The organism is Borreliella americana, assembly GCF_032595795.2.
Classification (GTDB): domain Bacteria; phylum Spirochaetota; class Spirochaetia; order Borreliales; family Borreliaceae; genus Borreliella; species Borreliella americana.
On record NZ_CP132449.1, the window covers coordinates 421777 to 446667 of the forward strand.

Annotated in this window: 13 protein-coding genes, 2 tRNA genes and 5 rRNA genes; 9 read left to right on the forward strand and 11 right to left on the reverse strand. The window is 32.1% G+C overall.

All coding sequences use genetic code 11. The features are described from left to right. Window positions 1-144 precede the first annotated feature (144 nt). The 3 genes from QIA00_RS02020 to QIA00_RS02030 are packed head-to-tail and all read left to right on the forward strand — an operon-like array spanning window position 145 to window position 2428. The gene (locus tag QIA00_RS02020) at window positions 145-774 is read left to right on the forward strand and encodes a hypothetical protein (RefSeq protein ID WP_316257180.1); all 630 of its coding nucleotides are present in this window, start codon (window positions 145-147) and stop codon (window positions 772-774) included. After that, a complete protein-coding gene (locus QIA00_RS02025) occupies window positions 771-1652 on the forward strand; it encodes a DNA/RNA non-specific endonuclease (protein ID WP_316257181.1) in 882 nt (293 codons plus the stop codon). The genes QIA00_RS02020 and QIA00_RS02025 overlap by 4 nt, the downstream gene beginning before the upstream one ends. Continuing rightward, window positions 1649-2428, forward strand: coding sequence for a hypothetical protein (locus tag QIA00_RS02030; protein WP_316257182.1), 780 nt, complete (start codon window positions 1649-1651; stop codon window positions 2426-2428). Before QIA00_RS02025 ends, QIA00_RS02030 begins: the two co-directional genes overlap by 4 nt. Here the strand turns inward: QIA00_RS02030 and QIA00_RS02035 are convergent. After that, entirely contained in the window at window positions 2416-3036 is a 621-nt protein-coding gene (locus tag QIA00_RS02035) for a diacylglycerol/polyprenol kinase family protein (protein WP_316257183.1), read from the reverse strand. The two genes, QIA00_RS02030 and QIA00_RS02035, sit on opposite strands and share 13 nt — an antisense overlap. A gap of 251 nt (window positions 3037-3287) precedes the next feature. On the opposite strand from QIA00_RS02035, the gene QIA00_RS02040 reads away from it, so the two are divergent. The 5 genes from QIA00_RS02040 to QIA00_RS02060 are packed head-to-tail and all read left to right on the forward strand — an operon-like array spanning window position 3288 to window position 8255. Further along, entirely contained in the window at window positions 3288-4145 is an 858-nt protein-coding gene (locus QIA00_RS02040; RefSeq protein ID WP_316257184.1) for a protein-glutamate O-methyltransferase, read from the forward strand. 32 nt (window positions 4146-4177) lie between these two features. After that, entirely contained in the window at window positions 4178-5305 is a 1128-nt protein-coding gene (locus QIA00_RS02045; protein WP_316257185.1) for a chemotaxis protein CheB, read from the forward strand. Between the two features lie 24 nt (window positions 5306-5329). After that, complete coding sequence (locus QIA00_RS02050; protein ID WP_316257186.1) at window positions 5330-6544, forward strand: TraB/GumN family protein; 1215 nt, start codon at window positions 5330-5332, stop codon at window positions 6542-6544. Window positions 6545-6580: 36 nt separating this feature from the next. Beyond that, window positions 6581-7231 (forward strand): adenylate kinase, encoded by a 651-nt coding sequence (locus QIA00_RS02055; RefSeq protein WP_316257187.1) that lies wholly within the window; start codon window positions 6581-6583, stop codon window positions 7229-7231. Beyond that, window positions 7215-8255 carry a hypothetical protein gene (locus tag QIA00_RS02060; protein ID WP_316257188.1) on the forward strand — a complete coding sequence of 347 codons (1041 nt, stop codon included), beginning with the start codon at window positions 7215-7217 and terminating at the stop codon, window positions 8253-8255. Before QIA00_RS02055 ends, QIA00_RS02060 begins: the two co-directional genes overlap by 17 nt. An 18-nt stretch (window positions 8256-8273) precedes the next feature. Here the strand turns inward: QIA00_RS02060 and rrp1 are convergent, their stop codons facing one another. From rrp1 to QIA00_RS02100, 8 genes are all read right to left on the reverse strand, one after another. After that, the gene (gene rrp1 / locus QIA00_RS02065; RefSeq protein WP_316257189.1) at window positions 8274-9197 is read right to left on the reverse strand and encodes a cyclic-di-GMP-producing response regulator Rrp1; all 924 of its coding nucleotides are present in this window, start codon (window positions 9195-9197) and stop codon (window positions 8274-8276) included. Next, window positions 9181-13686 carry an ATP-binding protein gene (locus QIA00_RS02070; protein WP_316257190.1) on the reverse strand — a complete coding sequence of 1502 codons (4506 nt, stop codon included), beginning with the start codon at window positions 13684-13686 and terminating at the stop codon, window positions 9181-9183. The genes rrp1 and QIA00_RS02070 overlap by 17 nt, the downstream gene beginning before the upstream one ends. A 96-nt stretch (window positions 13687-13782) precedes the next feature. Then, window positions 13783-13893: ribosomal RNA gene (rrf, locus tag QIA00_RS02075) — 5S ribosomal RNA — on the reverse strand. 23 nt (window positions 13894-13916) lie between these two features. Further along, a 23S ribosomal RNA gene (locus QIA00_RS02080) occupies window positions 13917-16845 on the reverse strand. 181 nt (window positions 16846-17026) lie between these two features. After that, window positions 17027-17137, reverse strand: a 5S ribosomal RNA gene (rrf, locus tag QIA00_RS02085). A 23-nt stretch (window positions 17138-17160) separates the two neighbouring features. After that, window positions 17161-20089, reverse strand: a 23S ribosomal RNA gene (locus QIA00_RS02090). Between the two features lie 204 nt (window positions 20090-20293). Next, on the reverse strand, window positions 20294-21133 hold the full coding sequence (locus QIA00_RS02095) for a Cof-type HAD-IIB family hydrolase (RefSeq protein WP_316257191.1): 840 nt from the start codon (window positions 21131-21133) through the stop codon (window positions 20294-20296). Window positions 21134-21266: 133 nt separating this feature from the next. Then, a complete protein-coding gene (locus tag QIA00_RS02100) occupies window positions 21267-21827 on the reverse strand; it encodes a DNA-3-methyladenine glycosylase (RefSeq protein ID WP_316257193.1) in 561 nt (186 codons plus the stop codon). A 358-nt stretch (window positions 21828-22185) separates the two neighbouring features. Between QIA00_RS02100 and QIA00_RS02105 the strand changes: the two genes are divergently transcribed. Next, window positions 22186-22259: transfer RNA gene (locus QIA00_RS02105), tRNA-Ile, on the forward strand. Window positions 22260-22903: 644 nt separating this feature from the next. On the opposite strand, the gene QIA00_RS02110 is transcribed toward QIA00_RS02105, so the two are convergent. Next, window positions 22904-22977: transfer RNA gene (locus tag QIA00_RS02110), tRNA-Ala, on the reverse strand. Window positions 22978-23161: 184 nt separating this feature from the next. Beyond that, a 16S ribosomal RNA gene (locus tag QIA00_RS02115) occupies window positions 23162-24697 on the reverse strand. Window positions 24698-24891: the final 194 nt, after the last annotated feature.

Genomic DNA, 24891 nt, shown 5'->3' on the forward strand with positions numbered 1-24891 from the left:
TTGTATAATATACAATAAAATAACATACCACAGCCACTTAATATAAAAAATATTTTTTAAACCAAACAGGTTAATTTTCTCTAAATAAATATCGCAATATTGAAAAGGTAAAACAATTTTTATATTATTTAAAATAATCTGTTTATGAAAAAAACTCCAAACACCTATATTTTCTTAACATTGCTTATCATTTCAAATTTAAATGCACTTGCAAATGAAGAAGGTAGTACTAATAAAAAAATTGATCAACCCAATCAAAGCTCTAATTTTTTTAGCCCAGAAAGGGGATTCACATATTCAACAGGAATTGGAATTGGAATTGGATTTTTCCTAAATTCAAATATTAAACACCTTATTTATAGACCTTATTATACGTTCTCCAATAATACTTTTGATTTTTTAATCGTTGCTATGATATTAACAAAAGAAAACCTTAATATCCCTCAAAAAATGCAATACTTTAAATCTTATATTGGAGGAGGAATAAACTGGCACATTGCAAACTTAATTAAAAAAACAAAATATTTTTCTGCTACCATTGGCATAGGTGGTCGTTTTTACCTATCCACAAACTTTATAGGAGACATTCGATTTTATGAAAAATTGCCTTATGTGATAGAGCCTTATATGTTTATTGAAATTTCTTCTAAAAAGGCAATTCCTTTAATGGGGCTGGACTTTAAAATTGATTTTTTATTTTTAGATACATTTAACATTTCTTTTAATTTCACTATTAGATATAATTTTAAGGACGAAAACGAGATGGAAACATGAAAAAAGGGTCAAAATTTTTTCTTTACTGCTATATTTTATGCCTAACAGTATTTTTATTTTTTTCCTTAAATCCAAAAGCCCTAAAACAAATTAAACATAAAATTTATGACTATTTAGAAATAATAGAAAATAAATACATTAACATTACAAAATCTATTCCAATAAAAGAATCCCAATTAATACCCAAAGGATATCTTACTACCCAAATAATAAGCAAAAAACACTATACCTTAGGATATGCTGAAAGTGCAAGACAATCTGAATGGGCTGCTTATCCGCTTAAAAGAGAAATGGTAGAACTAGCATTAACTTTGTTAAAATCAAAAAAAATTAAAAGGAGTACCAAATTCTTTGAAGACACCAACATCAGGGGCACTTTTCCAAAACTTGAAGATTACTTTAAAAGCGGTTATGACAGAGGACACATAGTAAGTTCTGCAGACATGTCCTTTTCTGAAAATGCAATGAAAGATACATATTTTTTGTCAAATATGTCACCCCAAAAAAGCGAATTTAATTCTGGAATTTGGCTAAAACTTGAAAAATTAGTAAGAGAATGGGCAATCTCAAAAGGATATATATATATCATTAGCGCTGGAATTTTAACAGAAAATAAAGGATTTATCGGTAAAAACAAAATTTTGATACCTAAAAATTTTTATAAAATAGTGCTAGCAATTAATAATACCAATTATTATGAAATAATCTCTTTTATTATTCCAAATGAAAAAGCAAAAGACCTAGATTTAAAAAATTATGTTGTTAGCGTTGATTCAATTGAAAAAAAAACAAAGATAGATTTTTTTGAAAAACTTGATCCAAAAATTAAAAAAAATATTAAAAAAATACAAAACACACATTCTTGGAAATTTAAATGAAATCAATGTTCACAAAGTTAAACGCTTCTATTAATTTCTTTCTTTTTATAATTTTTATTTTAGCAACACTAGTTATACTGACTTTTTCTTATAAAATAAAATATAATGAAAATTATCAAAATTATATTCTAGAAATTTACAATAATAATTTTATAATATTGATTAATAAATTAACCATCTTTATTGCTGGAATCATAGGTTCGCTGTGGTCATATATTAACTACAAAAGAACCAACAATATACAATTTATACTTTTCTATTGCTTTATTAGCTCATATACATTAGAACCCATTTTGGTCTCCGAAGATTTTTTTTTAAAAAACAATCTAAATTCAAGTTATTATTTATTTACAAAATTTATCCTTTTTGTAAATACTTTTTCATTATTAAATTTATTTTTTCTAAGTTTATATATATGCGATTTCAAGATAAAATCAATACATTATACAATTTACATTATTTTAATCTTTGCCTGCATATATAGTTATACAATGCCTATTAATTCGTACGAAAATAGTCAAAACTACAGCATTCTTAAAATCAAAAGTACAAAATTTTATATAGACGCATTCTTGCTACTTATTTTAACAAACTTTATAGTAGCATTTTTAAGAAAAAAAAGCTTTGACTATTTTTTCCTTTTTGTTTCAATGCTTTTAATATTAAGTGGAATTTACTTGAATTTGCTAAAAATACCTTATGCCTTTCTTCCAATCTCAATTGGCATACCAATTTACTTAAAAAAATCAGGGAAAATTTTCTTTTACTGGCTATAAAAAAAAGAAGTTAACAAATAGGATGAAGTTGAAACAACAAGCGGTAAAAATAAATTATCATAATTAGCAGAATCAAAAAGCTCTACCGATACTGCTAAAATTCCAAGAATTAAAGCTACTATTAAATATGGAAAAAAATAATAATATGAAAAAAAAGTAACACAAAATACAACAAGGCTGCCAGAAATCGTTTTATCGTTTACAAGCTTAAAAGAAGGAATTAGCTTTCCAATAAGACTTGCAAATCCATCACCAAGACATACTGAAAATATTCCAATATAATTAAAAGGATGCATAGCCAAACAATATGATATCAATATACCTAAAAACAAAAAGACAGGGGGAAAAGACACTTTATTAGGCAATATTTTTCTTGACTTTAATATTATGTTTGAAATATTTTTAAATAAAAGTATTTTTTTTTTAGTAATTCTAAAAATTTCAGAACTTAAGTATAAAATCATAAAAAGTATATTTAAAACAAATCCTATCCAAAAATTTATTCTATAAAAAACCAAAACTATTAAGCTAAAAACATGAAAAAATTTTCTCAAAATTTCATACTTAATATCTTCTCTAAGAATTGTTATTTTAAACCCATTAAACATTATTTAATCTTTTTTAAATGCATATTAAATCGACATTTGCAAATATCTTTTTCAAAATCCATTAAATTCCCCATTTATTACTTTAAATAAAGTAAAATAAACAAAAACTTTTTTATAAACTTATACCTTATAATAAAATTACTTATATTAATTTTACAATTTTTTTTGAAAAAAAATATTCTTACCTAGAGATTTATTATAAATAGGTAATACTTATTTATAAAGAGAAGAATTAAGCAGGTTTCCCAAAAATGCTAGAAATTGAAGATAAACTATTTTTAAAATTTTGCGATTTTATATATAACAACAGTGGAATTCGTTTTGATGAAAAAAATAAATTTGTTCTTCAAAGCAGAGTGAATGACGCAGTACGAGCTCTTGCTCTTAAAAACCCAGCACAACTTTACAATTTAATAATTAGTGAAAAATTAAAAAAAGAATATTTCTTGGATTTAGTCACAACTAATTTAACAAGATTTTTTAGAAATTCGCTACATTTCCAAACTTTTGAAAAATTTGTAATTCCTAATTTAATTAATATTAAAAACATAGAAGGGAAAAATAGGATTATTATCTGGTCTGCAGGATGTTCAACGGGAGAAGAGCCTTATTCATTGGCATTTGTACTCAAATCAAAGCTTCCAAAAGAAATGGATTTTGTTATTATTGCTTCTGATTTAAGCTTAAAATCTTTAATGATAGCAAAAGAAGGGTATTACTCATCAAATAAATGTGAAAATATTCCTAAAGAATACCGTCACTATCTATATTCTCATTCAAACGGATATAAAATTAAAAATGAAATTAAAAATCATATAAGATTTGATTATCATAACCTAAACTTTGAAAGTAATTTTTCACAAATTGATGTTATTTTTTGTAGAAATGTATTAATATACTTTGATGAAAAATCAAAAATTAAAGTACTTAAAAAATTTTACAACAACATGTCTAAAAACAGTTATTTATTTATAGGACATTCAGAATCACTTTTTGGACTTAACCTTCCTTTTAAATTTTTAAAAACACCTTGGGCAATAATATATGAAAAAAAAGATACTGACTCTCAAAAAGAAAAATTCAAATCACAAAATAAATATAAGTTATAATTTAACAAAAATAAAATGGGAAAAAAATAACAGTGGAAACAAAAATTTCTGTACTTATCATAGAATACTTTGCTGTAAAGAGAAAACTTATATCGGACCTTATCAATTCGTCTCCAAAACTCCAAGTCATTGCAACTGCCTCTAATGGCAAATTTGCAACAAATAAACTTAAAAAACATAATCCTGAAGTAATATTAATGAATTTAGAAGAAAACAATATTAAAGACATTCTATTTTTGGATAAAAAAAACAATTTAAACAAAACAATACCAATTGTAGTCACATCTTCAAATCAAAACCTAATAAATATTGCTGCTTTAAAGGGCGCCGATGAACTTATATTAGTATCTAAAAACAAAAAATCATATGAAATCAAAAAAGAACAAATTATTAATTCTCTTTTGACCTATGGATCGATATCTATAAAAAACAAAATTGTCTGCAATGAGGATATGAAAACAAAAAACTACAAAAGAACTAATTTTATTTTAAATTACAAAAATGGCATCTCTTCATTAACTCAACTTGAAGAACATGCAAAAGAAAAAATACTAAATGAAAAAGAAATAAAAAAACTTAAACTGAGAAAATTTGACATAATAGCAATTGGAGTATCAGCGGGGGGCCCTGTAGCCTTGAAATCAATATTGCCAGAAATACCTGAAAGCTTTCCGCCAATAATAATTGTTCAACACATGCCTAAAGGATTTACAGAAGAATTTGCTAAAAATCTTAATAATCTATGCAAAATAAGCGTAAAAGAAACCACTAATAACGATATATTAAAGCAAGGACATGCATACATTAGCTCGGGCGGATATCATACAAAAATCAAAAAAATCGATGGTAACTATCAAATAAAAATCCTCGATGGCAAACATATAAATGGTCACAAACCATCTATTGGGGTATTATTTCAATCTATTGCAGAGATTGCAAAAGACAAAGCAATTGCCATAATAATGACTGGAATGGGAAATGACGGATCAAGAGAAATTGGAGATATAAAAAAAGCTGGGGGACTAACTATTGCGCAAGATAAAGAAAGTTCTATAGTTTTTGGAATGGCAAAAATAGCAATAAAGGAAAACAATATAGACTATATAGTTCCACTAGACCATATGGTAAAATTATTAAAAGCTATACTAATTAATAGCTAAAATTTTTCAAACAAGGAATATTTTTTGAACAATAAAAAAGAAAACACCCAGAAAGAAAACTGTTTTTCTCATGTAAGTAAATTTAATATACACAATAAAACAATATATATACTTGGAACTGCTCACGTATCAAAAAAAAGCTCAGAAGATACTGCAAATTTAATAGAAATCTTAAAGCCAGACTATATTGCTGTTGAACTTGATGAAGCTCGCTATCATTCGATCTTAAATACTAATGAGAATGAAAAATGGAGAAACTTAGATATAGATAAAGCACTAAAACAAGGAAAAGCCTTCTTTCTTATCATAAACATAATACTTAGTAATTTTCAAAAAAAATTAGCAAAAGAACAGGGAATAAAACCTGGTGAAGAAATGAAAACAGCTATTTTAAAAGCTAAAAAACACAATATTCCACTAATTCTTGCTGACAGAAAAATTGAAACAACCCTAAAAAGAGCTTGGATATCTATTCCAATATTTGAAAAAGCAAAAATAATCTCAAGCCTTTTTTCCCTAACAGATGCAAAAATCACAAAAGATGAAATTGAAAAACTCAAAGAACAGGACGCTCTTTCAAAAATAATGGAAGAACTTTCCAAAGAAATACCTAAAGTCAAAAAAGCTTTAATTGACGAAAGAGATGAATTTATTACAAACAAAATACTTGAAGGAGAGGGCATTATTCTTGCAGTTGTGGGCGCAGGTCATGTAAGCGGAATAATGAGAACTTTAAAAGAAATAAGTCAAAACAAAAAAATAATAAACGTTGAAGAACTTGAAAAAATACCTAAAAAACATTTTTCATTTAGCAAAGTTCTATCTTACTTGATTGCAATTTCAATCATTTTACTAATAGTAAGCTCTTTTTACTTTAAGGGATTTGATTTTGCTTACAAAAATTTAAAGCTTTGGATAATATCTAACTCTCTTTTTTCAGGCATGGCATCAATTTTATTAAAGTCTAATCCCTTAACAATTTTAACAGCTATTTTAGGTTCTCCAATATTCTCCTTAATACCATTCATAGGAACAGGAATGGTAGCAGGACTTGTTGAAGCTTATATAAACAAACCAAAGGTCAAAGATTTTGAAAATCTACAAGAAGAATTATCGACAATAAAAGGATATTTCAAAAATAAAGTTACAAGAATTCTATTAATAGTGCTTTTTGTAAACCTTGGATCTACAATTGGAACAATTGTAGGGCTTAAATTTTTATTAAATGTTTTCAAATAAACCCTTAAAATAACAAATATTTACACAGGAGTATATATGGGGCTTGTATTTTTAGGTCCTCCAGGTTCTGGAAAGGGGACTATTTCAAAAATTATTTCTAATGAATTTAAATACCAACACATTTCAACAGGAGACTTATTTAGAGAAAATATTTTAAATTCTACGACTCTTGGAAAAGAAATAAAAAAAATTGTTGAAAGGGGAGAACTGGTATCTGACCTAATTACAATCAAAATAGTAGAAGATAAAATTAAAGCTATTAAAAACAACAAAGATTTTATTTTAGATGGATTTCCGCGCAATATTTGTCAAGCCAAAGCTCTTGATAAATTTTTGCCAAATGTAAAAATAATAAACTTTTTAATTGATGAAGAGTTAGTAATAAAAAGACTCTCGGGAAGAAGAATTTGTAAATCTTGCAATAACATTTTTAATATATATACCCTAGCAACAAAAAACGTTGGCATTTGCGACGTTTGCGGAGGAGATCTTTACCAACGAGAAGATGATAAAGAAGAATGCTTAAAAACAAGACTTAAAGAATATAGATTACAAACAAAACCACTAATAGAATTTTACTCAAAATGCTCTAGACTTAACAATATTGATGCATCAGTTAAGATTGATGAAATAAGAAAAAAAATAATTGAAATAATGTTGAAAAAAATAAATGGGAAAAATATTTAAAATAAAAAAAATTTGCTTTTGCTTGTTGCTTTTGCAAGCAAAAATAATTCTTGCCCAAGATCAACAGAACTTAGAATTCAATAATGAATATTTTTACTTTAATTTCAAATCTGCTTATTATCCTCCCCACGAGCTGGGCACAAATGGAAGCGTCTTTTCACAAAGCTTTAAACATCCTAACTTCCAAAATATTGAACCAAGTTTAAAAATTCCAGGCAATTATTGGGGAGGAATAAAACTAATATCATATTTAGGTTACTATAAAAATTTTAAAGCTTTACACAATCCTAATTCTATATTTTTTAAAAATAATGGCATAGACATAGATTTAAATATAGGATTATCTCCTGTAAGCGTCTCATTTAAAAGCACAATAAGCTTTACTCCTATTGCTTTTTTAAATTTATATGCATCAAATGAACTTGGTATAGGTTGGCAAGCTTTTGGATTCAAAGGAGTTGGTGTACACATTGAAAATGGAAAATATTCAAATGATGTTGAATTTTATTCAGAAATAACAGCGGGTGGGCGATTCCAATTTGATCTAAACGCTATTTTCCAAGGCGAATGGACACACATCATTACAGCTATTGGGAATGATTTTATATACTTAATCAATCCCCACGCAAAAAAATATCAACTTTGGAAATATAAAGCAGATGATGGTAAAAATATAAATGGCATGCTAATAAAACCTTACGTTCTTTTAGCTTACAAAATGCCAATACCTCTTAACACCATAGGCCTACTTTATGAAGGAAAAACACAAATTGGTAAAGAAAGAAACATAAGTTCTTGGAAAAACAAAGGCTGGGGAAGCGATTTTTTTTATCACAATATTTCTATTGTTGCTAATTTTGAAATTATCAAACCTTTAACAGTTGGCCTACAATTTAAATTGTCTACAAATCCCACATACACAAGTAACACAGCCGGACTGGCTGATATTTCAAAAAAAATAGCAACTGGCAATTCTTATTTTTATTACAATTCTATTGGGATATCTATAACTTATAAATACTAAAGTTTATTAAATATTAATTTAATACCTAAACTGATTTCTTCCAGAAACTTTAGCTTCATAAAGCTTTCGATCAGCAAGCTTTATGATATTGGTAAAATTGTTATCAATAGGAATTTCTTGAGCAAGTCCAATTGAAACAGTTACAATGCTAGAAACACTACTGTGTTCATGAACTATTCTTAAGCGCTTTATATCATTAATCATTGTTTTAATAATGCCAATCATTTCATTTAGACTCTTATTGACAGAAAAAAAAATAAATTCTTCCCCGCCATATCGAGCAACATCTATTTTGTATTTTAAAGAAACCTTATATAAGGCTTTAGCAATCAATTTAAGACATTCATCACCATTGGTGTGGCCATAATTATCATTGTAATTTTTAAAATTATCAATATCCAACATTCCAACAATTATTATTTCTTTGCTTTCTAAAGCTTTCATCCACGACTTAGAAAATTTATCCATAAAAAATCTTCTGTTTGGAATTTGAGTAAGCCCATCAATCCTAGACAAGCTTTTAAAATAATCTCTTAACCTTTTTAATTCAAGATGTGTCTTAACTCTAGCATCAATTATTCGACTATTAAAAGGCTTTAAAATATAATCTACACCACCAGCGTTAAATCCTTCAAGTTGATCATCTGTGGAGCTTCTTGAACTAATAAAAATTACAGGAATCTCTTTAGTATCAGGATCGCTTTTTAGCTTTCTACATACCTCATAGCCATTAATATCTGGTAGACCTATGTCAAGAAGTACAAGATCCGGACTATCTTTTTCAACCTGCTTTAAAGCATCAAGTCCATTTATTGCAACCTCAATTTCATAGGCATCTTGCAATATGTTTACCAATAAATCTAAATTGGTGGGAGAATCATCCACAATTAAAAGCTTCTGATTCTCTGCTTCAAAAGCTTTATCTTTAACTATTATTTCCACTGCTAATTCTCTTATTACTAAGCATTTCAATAATCTCTTCAAGAATCTTAGAGCTCTCAGCAAATCTATATAGTCTTAAATTTCTACGAAGATCACTAAATAATACCTGAATATTATCGTCTAAAACATACTTTTCAATGCTTTCAAGAATTTCTTTGTATTCTCTTGGCTTTCTAGCCTTAATACCAATTAAAAGTTTATTGAGAAGGTTTAAAAATTGATCATTATTTTTAAAGTATAGCTTATTCTTACTAACAACCTCAGACTCAAACAAAATATTTTCCTTTATATCGCTTATTAGCTGCAATAAATCATCTTTTACAAAAAAATACATTTTTTTTAACTCAGAAATGGGATCTTTGCTTGTTTCAATTTTTTGAAAATCTTTATACAATTCGCTACGCATATTAGAAAGAGCTCCAGATATTGAATGAGATATATCCTTAATTAAAGACAAATTTTCTTCATCAAAAGCTTTTTCTAAATCAATAATATTAATGGAGATAAAATCAACAAGTCCTCTGCATAATTCAGAATATAATGAATATGAAATATTTAATTCTTTTAAGGCCCTATTAACATCTAAATTGGGAAATTTAACAAGTTGATTCATATCTTTATTCTCCAAAATATCATCAACTTCAAACTGTAAGTATTTTTTTAATATTGTTTTAATCGAACTTATGTGTATTGGCTTTGAGATGTAATCATTCATGCCACTTGCAAGACATTTGTCTTTATACTCTTGCAAAGCGTGCGCTGTTACAGCGACCAAAACACAGGGCTTTAAATTATTTACCTTTTCAAATTTTCTAATTTCCTTAGCCACTGAAAATCCATCATATCTTGGCATTCGTATATCAATAAAAGAGATAGCATATTTTTTATCTTTTAAAGATTTTAAAGCCTTTACCCCATCATCTACAACATCAATAAAATTTTCATTAATACCTATTACAACAAGAATATCTTTCAACACTTTTTGATTTACCTGATTATCTTCAGCTATTAAAACATTAATGGGCTCTTTTATCCTTAAAGCGCCATCTATTGGAACCAAATCTTCAAAATCCATTTCTGGATTAAACTCTTCTTTTTCATAAAGCACAGAGCATATACTAAGCCCCATTAAAGGCTTTTTAACATACCTATATTTTAAATTTTTTAGAGCTTTATTATCTAAATAATAAAATAAAAAAATAATTTGTACATCAGAACGTAGTCTTTCAATATTATTGGCAAATCGAATGCTCTCTTGAATATTATCGTTATTTACATTTACATAAACAAAATTATAAAAAGGATATTCCTTGAAGACTTTATAAGCATCTTCAAAAGACGCCACATAGCGCACATTAGAAGAACATCCCAATAAAATCGAACAACGCTCAAAAATTTTAATAGATTTTTGACTTAAAAGCACATTTAATACTTTATTATCACAATTTATTGATTGAAATTTATTGATTGACAATTTTTTACTTTTAAGCTCATCGCCCAATAAAAAGGGTAACATAAATGAAAAAGTTGTGCCCTCTCCCACCTTACTATCAACAGCAATGCCAAGCCCGCCCATTAATCTTATAAGCTCTCTAGATATTGACAACCCCAATCCAGCACCCTCATGAACCCTTGAAGAAGAATCATCCTCTTGTTTGAAGATTTCAAATATCTTAGAAAAATTCTCTCTTTCAATACCTTTGCCTGTATCTATTACCTTAAATTCAACTGTAACCAAAACCCTATTACCATCGGTTCTTGTTCTATATACTTCTTCATAGTTTAAAACAATAACACCATCGTCTGTAAACTTAAAAGCATTTCCTATTAAATTAATTAAAACTTGTTTAATTTTTACAATATCACCCTTTATATAATTCTTAAAAATAGATTTAGAATAAGAGAATAAATCAATATTTTTTTTTGCGCATTGAGATTGAAAAGTTTTTAAAACCACTTCCATTTCACTTTCTAAATCAATCTCTTGACTCTCAACATATAATTCATTAACATCTATTTTAGACAAATACAAAATATCATCAATTAAAGAAAGCAAAGAATCAGATGAATAATTTATCATTCTAACATAGTCTTTTTGAACATCTGTAAGAATAGTTGTGTTTAAAAGCTCAGTAGCCGCCATTATCCCGTTAATAGGAGTACGAATATCGTGGCTGACATTAGCTACAAAAATGGTTTTAGCAGCATTAGCAGCTTCTGCAATCTTTTTTTCATTCATAACAAAAGAATATCTTCTTTTCTGCTCAAATGATAATCTGAACATAAATATAATTACAAATGCTAAAAAAGTAAAATAAAATATAACGACCGTTAACACTAGAAATTTGAAATTTTTAAACCTGCCACCTTTGGATTTATAATAAATATCAAATTTCCAATCATTTAAATACATCTGACTGCCAGCATTCGAACGCATAACAATTTTTTGAATAATTTCTTTCAAGATATAATCCTGATTATAAATAGCAAGACTCAAATCAAAATACAAATCCCTAAAAGTAGGAATTTTTTCAACATCAACAATATTTAATTCTTCAAAAACGGCAGCAGCTGTATATTCATCGCTAATAATCCCATCTACCTTTCCCCTATAAAGAAGGAGTAAAGCCTCTTTAAAGCTACTTACAAGAATAAGATTTGATTTAATATTAGAAGCTAAATTTTTACTATATAAAAAATCAAGCATAGCAAACTTTTCCAAAGATCTAGATGGAAGCACCCTTTTTTTATTTGAAAAAATATAAAGTGGAATTCGAGAATTTAATTTTATATTAAAAACATTATCCAAATTTGAATCGGTTGCATTAGTATTTAGCATGTCGATTTTTCCAGATTTGATTAATTTTTCAAGCTCTAAACTATTGTATGCTTCAATTATGTTAAATCTCAAACCTGAAAACATTCTAATCTTATCAAGCAAAAATTGATTTATTCCTTTATAATTATTTGCTTTAACATAATCTATTGGATACCAATTTTTAACAGCAAGATTTAATTTATTATTTTTTGATAACCAAATTTTCTCTTCTATATTAAATTTAACCTTATTCATAATTTTATAACTATTTATTCTAGAACTATTAATCTCTTCTTTATCCAACCAATTTTTATCTATTTGAAGTAAAGATTCAAATGAAATATCATCAAATATAGAATTAAGAATATATTTAATAACCTTATAAACCCTATTATCAATAGCTAATACTAAAAACCTATTTTTATTAAAAATCGAATCGTAAGATTTTAATCTACCGTTATATCCATTTAGTTTTAATAAATATTTTGTTGTTATTGAATTTTCTATAAACCCATATGAATTATTAACAATATCTATAAAGTTATTAACAATATCTTTATTCTTATTTAATTGAATATTATTAAAATTAAAATCAATAAACTGAGAATTTATTAGACCAGCGTCATTGTTTAGGTCTTTAGAATAAAATTTAAAATTAAGAGGATATATTGGCTTGCTTACTACATAATTAAAATTTTGTAATACACTATCATTACTAATAATCCCTCCAAAAATACCTACTGACTTTCCCTCTAATGATCTCTTAATATCCTCTTTGGGAAATCCCTTAAAAATAGGCTTAAAAATATGTTGTCTTGAGAGAAGATTCCATAAATCCACTAAAATGCCAGACAATTTTCCCTGTGAATTAATAAAACTTAAAGGGGGATAATCATTATATAAACCAACATCAACAAAACTTCCCTTAGAAGTACTATCTAAAAAAGAAACAAAAAGTTCTTCGGGCATTTTCATTAAATACGAAAACAAATCTAAATTCAAATTCTTTACTATCTCGGGAGCATTTCTACTAATAGCCAATCTATTTTTGATACTATAAAAAACATCTCCAGTAAAAATTACAAGATCTTCACTTAAAAAATGCTTTGCAATATAATGTAAAGTCTTGCAATCACCATATATATAATCAACTTTATCATTTTTTAAAGCCAATACTAACTCTTGAGAATTATCAGCCAAAAAAATAGTGTTAGCGCTTTTTAACCTCAAGATATCTTCATATATTGTATTTTTAATAACTCCTATATTAAAATTGGATAAAAATGTGGAATGAGTATTTTTATATTTTTTATTAGAGTTTTTAAAAAATAAAATTGAAATGCCCCTAGCAAGCTCACTTTTAAAATAAAAAAAATCATTTAATTTTGTATTATAAGTCAATCCTAAATATATTGCTTCATCTTCAATTTCACTTTCATTTAAATTATCAATGTGCTCAATCCTAATATCAACATTATTATCTTTTGCCCATTTATCTAAAATGAAAAAAATAAGCCCTTCATATTCTCCTTTATTATTCTTATAGTAAAAAGGAAAAAACTGATCTACAAGCTTAAATTTGAAAATATCCTTAGAAAATAAATTGACGTTGACAAAGCAAAACAAAATTAAAATTAAAAAATTAGTACTTAAAAAGTTTGCTTTCTTCATGTTGTTTTAAAATTCCCTTATTACAATACAAATAGTTTTATCGCTGTGTAAAAAACCATAAAAATAAAATCAAAACTTAAAGTATAAAAATAAAAACCCCGGCAATAACCTACTCTCCCGCGAACTCGCAGTACCATCAGCGAATAAGAGCTTAACTTCTGTGTTCGGAATGATAACAGGTGTTTCCTCTTTTCTTTAACCACCAGGGTTTTTATAAGGAAGACAAAAATATGGCCAAAGATACGGGTAATTAGTATTAGTCAGCTTAATATATTACTATACTTACACTTCTAACCTATCAACCTGGTATTCTTCCAGGACCCTTAAAGGATATCTCATCTTGAGGAAGGCTTCCCACTTAGATGCTTTCAGCGGTTATCCTTTCCGAACGTAGCTACCCAGCACTTACCCTTGGCAGGATAACTGGTACACTAGAGGTTCGTCCATCTCGGTCCTCTCGTACTAAAGATAGCTCCTCTCAAATATCCAACGCTTGTGGCAGATAGGGACCAAACTGTCTCACGACGTTCTGAACCCAGCTCGCGTACCGCTTTAAATGGCGAACAGCCATACCCTTAGGACCTGCTCCAGCCCTAGGATGCGATGAGCCGACATCGAGGTGCCAAACCCTTCCGTCGATGTGAACTCTTGGGAAGGATAAGCCTGTTATCCCCGGAGTACCTTTTATTCGTTAAGTGACGGCGCTTCCACTTGCCACCGCCAGATCACTAAGACCTACTTTCGTATCTGTTCGACTTGTCAGTCTTACAGTTAAGCTACCTTATGCCTTTACACTTACAAAGTGATTTCCAACCACTCTAAGGTAACCTTTGCGCACCTCCGTTACTCTTTAGGAGGCGACCGCCCCAGTCAAACTACCCACCTGGCACTCTCCTCATATTTCTATAAGTTAGAAACCTAATTAAACAAGGGTGGTATTTCAAGATTGACTCCACTATCCCTAACGAGATAGCTTCAAAGTCTCCCACCTATCCTACACACATTTAATCAAATCTCAATACCAAGCTATAGTAAAGGTTCACGGGGTCTTTCCGTCTAACCACAAGTAATCGGCATCTTCACCGATACTTCAATTTCACCGAGCTCCACGTTGAGACAGCGTCCAAATCGTTACACCATTCGTGCGGGTCGGAACTTACCCGACAAGGAATTTCGCTACCTTAGGACCGTTATAGTTACGGCCGCCGTTTACTGGGGCTTAAATTCAATGCTTCGAATAAACTAACATCTCCTCTTAACCTTCCAGCACCGGGCAGGTGTCAGTCCCTATACTTCTCTTTACAGATTTGCAGAGACCTGTGTTTTTGGTAAACAGTCGTTTGGACCATTTTTATGCTACCTAATTGCTTAGGTCGTACTTATCCCGAAGTTACGTACGTATTTTGCAGAGTTCCTTAACGTGGATTCTCTCGCGCGCCTTAGAATTTTCATCCCACCTACCTGTGTCGGTTTGCGGTACGGCCCCTTATAGCCTAACCTTAGAAGTTATTTCTTGGCACCTTGACTACCTACATTTCATGCTACCTAAATAGCACTCATCATCACATCTTAGCTCTCTTAACGGATTTTCCTATCAAGATCATCACCTTAATGCTTAAACTAGGACAACCATCGCCTAGCAGTAGTTAACCTCATGCGTCACTCCATCGAAACTATAAGAGGTACGGGAATATTAACCCGTTTCCCATCGACTACACTTTTCAGCTTTGCCTTAGGGGCCGACTAACCCTGGGAAGACGACCTTTACCCAGGAAACCTTAGGTTTTCGGCGAATGGGAATCTCACCCATTTTTTCGTTACTCATACCTGCATTCTCACTTCTGATACCTCCATCAAACTTTCCAGTTTAACTTCTCTGGCTTACAGAACGCTCCCCTACCATCTTAACTTTCGTTAAGATCCAAAGCTTCGGTAATGTGTTTAGCCCCGTTACATTATCGGCGCTTAAGTACTCGACCAGTGAGCTATTACGCACTCTTTAAAGGTATGGCTGCTTCTAAGCCAACCTCCTGGCTGTTTACGTACCTAAACCTCCTTTTCCACTTAACACATTTTTGAGACCTTAGCTGTTGGTCTGGGTTGTTTCCCTCTCGACTATGAACCTTATCGCCCATAGTCTCACTCCTATTCATCATTTAATAGCATTCGGAGTTTAACTGAGTTTGGTACCCTTTGACAGGCCCTAGCTCAATTAGTGCTCTACCTCTATTAAACTAAAATAAGGCTGAACTTAAATCCATTTCGGGGAGAACCAGCTATCTCCGAGTTTGTTTAGCCTTTCACTCCTATTCACAGCTCATCCCTGCCTTTTTAAACAGACTAGAGTTCGGCCCTCCACTTGGTTTTACCCAAGCTTCAGCCTGGCCATAAATAGATCACTCGGCTTCGGGTCTACCACATCTAACTAAATCGCCCTTTTAAGACTCGCTTTCGCTTCGACTCCAGCACTTCTATGCTTTAATCTTGCTAGACATGATAACTCGCAGGTTCATTATGCAAAAGGCACGCCATCACCGCAATAAATTACGGCTTTGACTGCTTGTAAGTCTACGGTTTCAGTTCTATTTCACTCCCCTCCCGGGGTTCTTTTCACCTTTCCCTCACGGTACTCTTCTCTATCGGTAGCTTTTTAGTATTTAGCCTTGGAGAGTGGTCTCCCCAGCTTCAAACAAGGTTTCTCGTGCCTCGTCCTACTCAGGAACATTTTAAAAAGATATTTACATTTAAATTACAGGACTATCACCTTCTTTGGTTAAACTTTCCAGATTATTCTTCTATATAAATATTTTGTAACTTTTTTGCTTATTACAGACTAAGCTTAAACGTCCTACAACCCCCTAAATGCAACGCTCTGCAACTTGACACATTTAAAGTTTGGGCTACTCCCTTTTCGCTCGCCACTACTAAGGGAATCTCTTTGATTTCTTTTCCTCAGGGTACTTAGATGGTTCACTTCCCCTGGTATCGCCTCTATTATTTAAATAATAGATAGCTAGCATCTTGCTAGCTGGATTACTCCATTCGGTAATCTTGGGATCAATAAATGTTTGCTTCTCCCCCAAGCTTTTCGCAGCTTACCACGACCTTCTTCGCCTTAAAGCTCCTAGGCATTCACCATAGACTCTTATTACTTTGACCATATTTTTATCTTCCATCTCTATTTTGCCAATTTGTTTATGCAACATAAAATAATATATATCTTTGTTTAATACATGTCAACATATATTTTATTTTTTATGTTATTTAAATAACACATTTAAAAACACCAATATTTAAATAACGTAAAAATAAAATCAAAACTTAAAGTATAAAATAAAAACCCTGGCAATAACCTACTCTCCCGCGAACTCGCAGTACCATCAGCGAATAAGAGCTTAACTTCTGTGTTCGGAATGATAACAGGTGTTTCCTCTTTTCTTTAACCACCAGGGTTTTTACAAGGAAGACAAAAATATGGCCAAAGATACGGGTAATTAGTATTAGTCAGCTTAATATATTACTATACTTACACTTCTAACCTATCAACCTGGTATTCTTCCAGGACCCTTAAAGGATATCTCATCTTGAGGAAGGCTTCCCACTTAGATGCTTTCAGCGGTTATCCTTTCCGAACGTAGCTACCCAGCACTTACCCTTGGCAGGATAACTGGTACACTAGAGGTTCGTCCATCTCGGTCCTCTCGTACTAAAGATAGCTCCTCTCAAATATCCAACGCTTGTGGCAGATAGGGACCAAACTGTCTCACGACGTTCTGAACCCAGCTCGCGTACCGCTTTAAATGGCGAACAGCCATACCCTTAGGACCTGCTCCAGCCCTAGGATGCGATGAGCCGACATCGAGGTGCCAAACCCTTCCGTCGATGTGAACTCTTGGGAAGGATAAGCCTGTTATCCCCGGAGTACCTTTTATTCGTTAAGTGACGGCGCTTCCACTTGCCACCGCCAGATCACTAAGACCTACTTTCGTATCTGTTCGACTTGTCAGTCTTACAGTTAAGCTACCTTATGCCTTTACACTTACAAAGTGATTTCCAACCACTCTAAGGTAACCTTTGCGCACCTCCGTTACTCTTTAGGAGGCGACCGCCCCAGTCAAACTACCCACCTGGCACTCTCCTCATATTTCTATAAGTTAGAAACTTAATTAAACAAGGGTGGTATTTCAAGATTGACTCCACTATCCCTAACGAGATAGCTTCAAAGTCTCCCACCTATCCTACACACATTTAATCAAATCTCAATACCAAGCTATAGTAAAGGTTCACGGGGTCTTTCCGTCTAACCACAAGTAATCGGCATCTTCACCGATACTTCAATTTCACCGAGCTCCACGTTGAGACAGCGTCCAAATCGTTACACCATTCGTGCGGGTCGGAACTTACCCGACAAGGAATTTCGCTACCTTAGGACCGTTATAGTTACGGCCGCCGTTTACTGGGGCTTAAATTCAATGCTTCGAATAAACTAACATCTCCTCTTAACCTTCCAGCACCGGGCAGGTGTCAGTCCCTATACTTCTCTTTACAGATTTGCAGAGACCTGTGTTTTTGGTAAACAGTCGTTTGGACCATTTTTATGCTACCTAATTGCTTAGGTCGTACTTATCCCGAAGTTACGTACGTATTTTGCAGAGTTCCTTAACGTGGATTCTCTCGCGCGCCTTAGAATTTTCATCCCACCTACCTGTGTCGGTTTGCGGTACGGCCCCTTATAGCCTAACCTTAGAAGTTATTTCTTGGCACCTTGACTACCTACATTTCATGCTACCTAAATAGCACTCATCATCACATCTTAGCTCTCTTAACGGATTTTCCTATCAAGATCATCACCTTAATGCTTAAACTAGGACAACCATCGCCTAGCAGTAGTTAACCTCATGCGTCACTCCATCGAAACTATAAGAGGTACGGGAATATTAACCCGTTTCCCATCGACTACACTTTTCAGCTTTGCCTTAGGGGCCGACTAACCCTGGGAAGACGACCTTTACCCAGGAAACCTTAGGTTTTCGGCGAATGGGAATCTCACCCATTTTTTCGTTACTCATACCTGCATTCTCACTTCTGATACCTCCATCAAACTTTCCAGTTTAACTTCTCTGGCTTACAGAACGCTCCCCTACCATCTTAACTTTCGTTAAGATCCAAAGCTTCGGTAATGTGTTTAGCCCCGTTACATTATCGGCGCTTAAGTACTCGACCAGTGAGCTATTACGCACTCTTTAAAGGTATGGCTGCTTCTAAGCCAACCTCCTGGCTGTTTACGTACCTAAACCTCCTTTTCCACTTAACACATTTTTGAGACCTTAGCTGTTGGTCTGGGTTGTTTCCCTCTCGACTATGAACCTTATCGCCCATAGTCTCACTCCTATTCATCATTTAATAGCATTCGGAGTTTAACTGAGTTTGGTACCCTTTGACAGGCCCTAGCTCAATTAGTGCTCTACCTCTATTAAACTAAAATAAGGCTGAACTTAAATCCATTTCGGGGAGAACCAGCTATCTCCGAGTTTGTTTAGCCTTTCACTCCTATTCACAGCTCATCCCTGCCTTTTTAAACAGACTAGAGTTCGGCCCTCCACTTGGTTTTACCCAAGCTTCAGCCTGGCCATAAATAGATCACTCGGCTTCGGGTCTACCACATCTAACTAAATCGCCCTTTTAAGACTCGCTTTCGCTTCGACTCCAGCACTTCTATGCTTTAATCTTGCTAGACATGATAACTCGCAGGTTCATTATGCAAAAGGCACGCCATCACCGCAATAAATTACGGCTTTGACTGCTTGTAAGTCTACGGTTTCAGTTCTATTTCACTCCCCTCCCGGGGTTCTTTTCACCTTTCCCTCACGGTACTCTTCTCTATCGGTAGCTTTTTAGTATTTAGCCTTGGAGAGTGGTCTCCCCAGCTTCAAACAAGGTTTCTCGTGCCTCGTCCTACTCAGGAACATTTTAAAAAGATATTTACATTTAAATTACAGGACTATCACCTTCTTTGGTTAAACTTTCCAGATTATTCTTCTATATAAATATTTTGTAACTTTTTTGCTTATTACAGACTAAGCTTAAACGTCCTACAACCCCCTAAATGCAACGCTCTGCAACTTGACACATTTAAAGTTTGGGCTACTCCCTTTTCGCTCGCCACTACTAAGGGAATCTCTTTGATTTCTTTTCCTCAGGGTACTTAGATGGTTCACTTCCCCTGGTATCGCCTCTATTATTTAAATAATAGATAGCTAGCATCTTGCTAGCTGGATTACTCCATTCGGTAATCTTGGGATCAATAAATGTTTGCTTCTCCCCCAAGCTTTTCGCAGCTTACCACGACCTTCTTCGCCTTAAAGCTCCTAGGCATTCACCATAGACTCTTATTACTTTGACCATATTTTTATCTTCCATCTCTATTTTGCCAATTTGTTTATGCAACATAAAATAATATATATCTTTGTTTAATCCATGTCAATACTTATTCCAATATTTTAATAAATAAATTTACAAATATACACTAAAAGTAAAAAATTTATATTTTAAATAAAAAATCCTGCTAAAAATAAATCAAATACATTAAACATTTAAATATAAATTATTAATATTTAATATTAAGCTCAAAAAAATCAATTAAAAATCTAGCAACACCGTCCTCATTATTGCTAAATCTTGTTATTTCATTATTTGCTAAATTAATTTTAAGAAATTCATTAGCATTTTTCATTATAACCCCCTTACCAAGATATTTGAGCATCTCATAATCATTATTATTATCTCCAAAAGCCAAAACATCACACAACGGAATGTTTTCAAGAAAAGCAATATTTTTAATAGCATTATATTTATTGGCATTAATATTGGTAACCTCTAATAAATCTTTAGAAGAAAAAAACACTCTTGCATCTTGAAAATCCTTACTTCTAATCTCATTGTCAAGTTTATTAAGAATTGCCAAATCGTCACAATAATAAACAATCTTAGAAACAGAATCAACGTTTAGTTTAGTCAAATCTCCAATAATAACATTTAAGCCTAAATCCCTAATAAAATGTTTCATAATAGGACTTTTAACATCTGCATTAGAATACCAAGTATCAAAAGTATAAAGATTAACATCAACATTGTCTGCATATATCTTGAGAATTTCTTTTGCTAAGCCATAACTCATTGCATGTCTAAAAATTAAATTTTCTTGCAAAAACACTTCCGCCCCATTGGCCGTTACAAGATAATTTTCATTAATACCAATTTCTTTTAATTGACTCCTAACATTTTTAACTTCAATCAATCTTCTACCGGTTGCAATAATTATTTTAAAATCTTTCTTCAAAGCCAAAAGAACCTCAAGAGTTAAAAAGGCAATCTCATGATTATTGTTTAATAAAGTTCCATCAAGGTCAAAAACTAGCATTTTATATCTTTTATAATTAGAATTCATATATAAATCTCTCTTTTAAGATATACTATCACAAATAATTTATTCTCAATAAATTATTCTTAAAGCATAAAATAATCAAATTTAATAATATTATTTTTAAAAAAATTTTTAAAAAAATATATTGAAATGAAAATCAACGCCTTGAAACAAATTTGTTATCTTGGATATAAAATCTCCAAAGCTTGTTTATATCACTCTCTTGTGCATAATCAATATTGATTCTTTTTGAACAAACTATATTAAAATCTAGATTCAAGCCTCTTTGTAAAAAAAGTTCATTATTCCCAATAAGATCAACTTTATTAAAAGTTAAATCAATGCTTAAAAATTTTGTAAGTTTTCCAGGACCATTGGTAAGAATAGTTTTCTCTCCCAATACTGGAGAAATAGGCTCTACACTTCTGATTAAAACAGCTTGGGGATTATTTTTATTCGCAGTAACAATATTAAACATATAATGCATACCATATATTATATACACATAAGAATGTCCTCCTATGCTATACATAACATTTGTGCGATTTGTTATCTTACCACCATAAGAATGACTCGCGCTATCTGTTATCCCCATATAAGCTTCCGTTTCAACGATTCTGGTAACTATTTCTTCTTTGCCAATCTTTCTGATCAACAAATTGCCAAGCAACAACTTTGCAACAGTAGTGGCATCTTGCAAAAAAAAATATCGATCCATAAACTCAATTTTAAAACAATATAATAATAAAAAAAATTATTACCAAAACACACATGTAAAACATAAAAACATATTGTCCAGAATAAAAACAAAAGCTAAAATCATTTAATCATCCAATAAATACATATTTTAATAAATTCTTGGTTGGTTGATAATTTTTTTTGATTAAAAAGTTGAGCCAGTTAAGCTTAAATCAGCTTATATGAAAATGCTAATCAAAATATAAACTATTGGGCATTGATAAATATATAAAAAATTATAAACTATATGCAATATCTCTTATATCTTGAAAAGATATAAGAGATATTGACAAAGTCATAAGATTTAAATAAAATTTGTAAAGAATTGATATGCTTAAGGGATCATAGCTCAGGTGGTTAGAGCGCAGGTCTGATAAACCTGAGGTCGGATGTTCAACTCATCCTGGTCCCAATGTATTTTTATCGTTTTAAATACTGAAGTACTAATTTAAGCTATAATTAATAAAAACATCAAAATTTTATTAAATTTCTATATTAAAGCATATACTAATTACTGGCTATTTCAACTTCATAACATTGAGTACCCGACAAATTCAAACTAAAATCTGATTTATAATGTTTTGCTTAGCTTTTTTAGGCTATTACGTCAAGCTTATAATCTAGGATACAAGAAACATGCTGATTTAGCGCAAACTTGGCTTTCCTCCAACTTATAATTAACAGTCTTGTCCGGAATATCCTTACATACTGGTATAAAGATAACAAGGGCGACGGCTAGCTACAATACTTACCCTCCCAACAGGTATCACAACTAGAAATCCACATTAATTTCGAACTAAAATCTAGTAATAAATGCAGCTCGTTTATAGAATAGACTGTTGGAAAATATAATGCTGATTAATCCTTGTGCTCTAGAAAAATAACTTCGATTTTTATCGAAAGTTTGATTTCGCTTCTAGGCATTCTTATTAATATCAACAGGCAGATCCCAACTTTAACCCATAAATCTTAACTTATTCTGTTTTACATTCTAATAACTACTTTAATAAAAGTACTTGAAAGTATAATGAATCACAATTCAAGGCACATGCCCAATGGAGGTTAAGGGACTCGAACCCTTGACCCTCGGCTTGCAAAGCCGATGCTCTAGCCAACTGAGCTAAACCCCCAAAATGATCTAAGTTTAAGTTTAAGTTTAAGTTTAATAAAACTCTTTAATGCAAACAATAAAAAGTTTAATACACAAAATTTTTTTAAATTTGCAAAAATAACATTGGTTTTAAAAACCCTTTTATCAAAAGAAAAGAATAGGGAAGAGTTAATGGAATTAGCCTTAGTTTATCTTTCTCTTAGAAAGGAGGTGATCCAGCCGCACTTTCCAGTACGGCTACCTTGTTACGACTTCACCCCCCTCACTAAACATACCTTAAATACCTTCCTCCCTTACGGGTTAGAATAATAGCTTCGGGTATCCTCAACTCGGGTGGTGTGACGGGCGGTGTGTACAAGGCCCGAGAACGTATTCACCGTATCATTCTGATATACGATTACTAGCGATTCCAACTTCATGAAGTCGAGTTTCAGACTTCAATCCGGACTGAGACCTGCTTTATGCGTTTTGCTTCACATCACTGTTTCGCTTCGCTTTGTACAGGCCATTGTAGCACGTGTGTAGCCCAGGACATAAGGGCCATGATGATTTGACGTCATCCTCACCTTCCTCCGACTTATCACCGGCAGTCTTATCTGAGTCCCCACCATTACATGCTGGTAACAGATAACAAGGGTTGCGCTCGTTGCGGGACTTAACCCAACACCTCACAGCACGAGCTGACGACAACCATGCAGCACCTGTATATAGACCCCAAACGGGGAATAATTATCTCTAACTATATCCTATATATGTCAAGCCCTGGTAAGGTTCCTCGCGTATCATCGAATTAAACCACATGCTCCACCGCTTGTGCGGGCCCCCGTCAATTCCTTTGAGTTTCACTCTTGCGAGCATACTCCCCAGGCGGCACACTTAACACGTTAGCTTCGGTACTAACTTTTAGTTAACACCAAGTGTGCATCGTTTACAGCGTAGACTACCAGGGTATCTAATCCTGTTTGCTCCCTACGCTTTCGTGACTCAGCGTCAGTCTTGACCCAGAAGTTCGCCTTCGCCTCCGGTATTCTTCCTGATATCAACAGATTCCACCCTTACACCAGAAATTCTAACTTCCTCTATCAGACTCTAGATATATAGTTTCCAACATAGCTCCACAGTTGAGCTGTGGTATTTTATGCATAGACTTATATATCCGCCTACTCACCCTTTACGCCCAATAATCCCGAACAACGCTCGCCCCTTACGTATTACCGCGGCTGCTGGCACGTAATTAGCCGGGGCTTATTCATAAATTAACGTCATCACTTTGTCATTTCCTACAAAGCTTATTCCTCATTTATAAAAGAATTTTACAATCTTTCGACCTTCTTCATTCACGCAGTGTCGCTCCGTCAGGCTTTCGCCCATTGCGGAAGATTCTTAGCTGCTGCCTCCCGTAGGAGTCTGGACCGTATCTCAGTTCCAGTGTGACCGTTCGCCCTCTCAGGCCGGTTACTTATCATCGCCTTGGTAGGCATTTACCCCACCAACTAGCTAATAAGACGCAGACTCATCTATAAGCGAAGCTTTAAAAGCTTCCTTTCATCAATTAACAAATTAATTGACCTCATTCGGTATTAGCTACTATTTCTAATAGTTATCCCCATCTCATAGGTAGATCATCCACGCGTTACTCACCCGTTCGCCACTGAATGTATTGCTACATCCCGTTTGACTTGCATGCTTAAGACGCACTGCCAGCGTTAGTTCTAAGCCAGGATCAAACTCTTCGTTATTCTTATTTTTTTATTTAAAAAAATTAACAGGTTTTGTTTATTCTTTTGGCTTTTAACCTTACTTAACTCTTCCCTTCTCTCATCTTCCAATAATCATTTCAACCTTTAATACTTTAACAAAAGAAGAATCATATTGTCAATACCTTTGCATTATTTTATTAATATAAAATATAAAAAATAAATTTTATTAATAA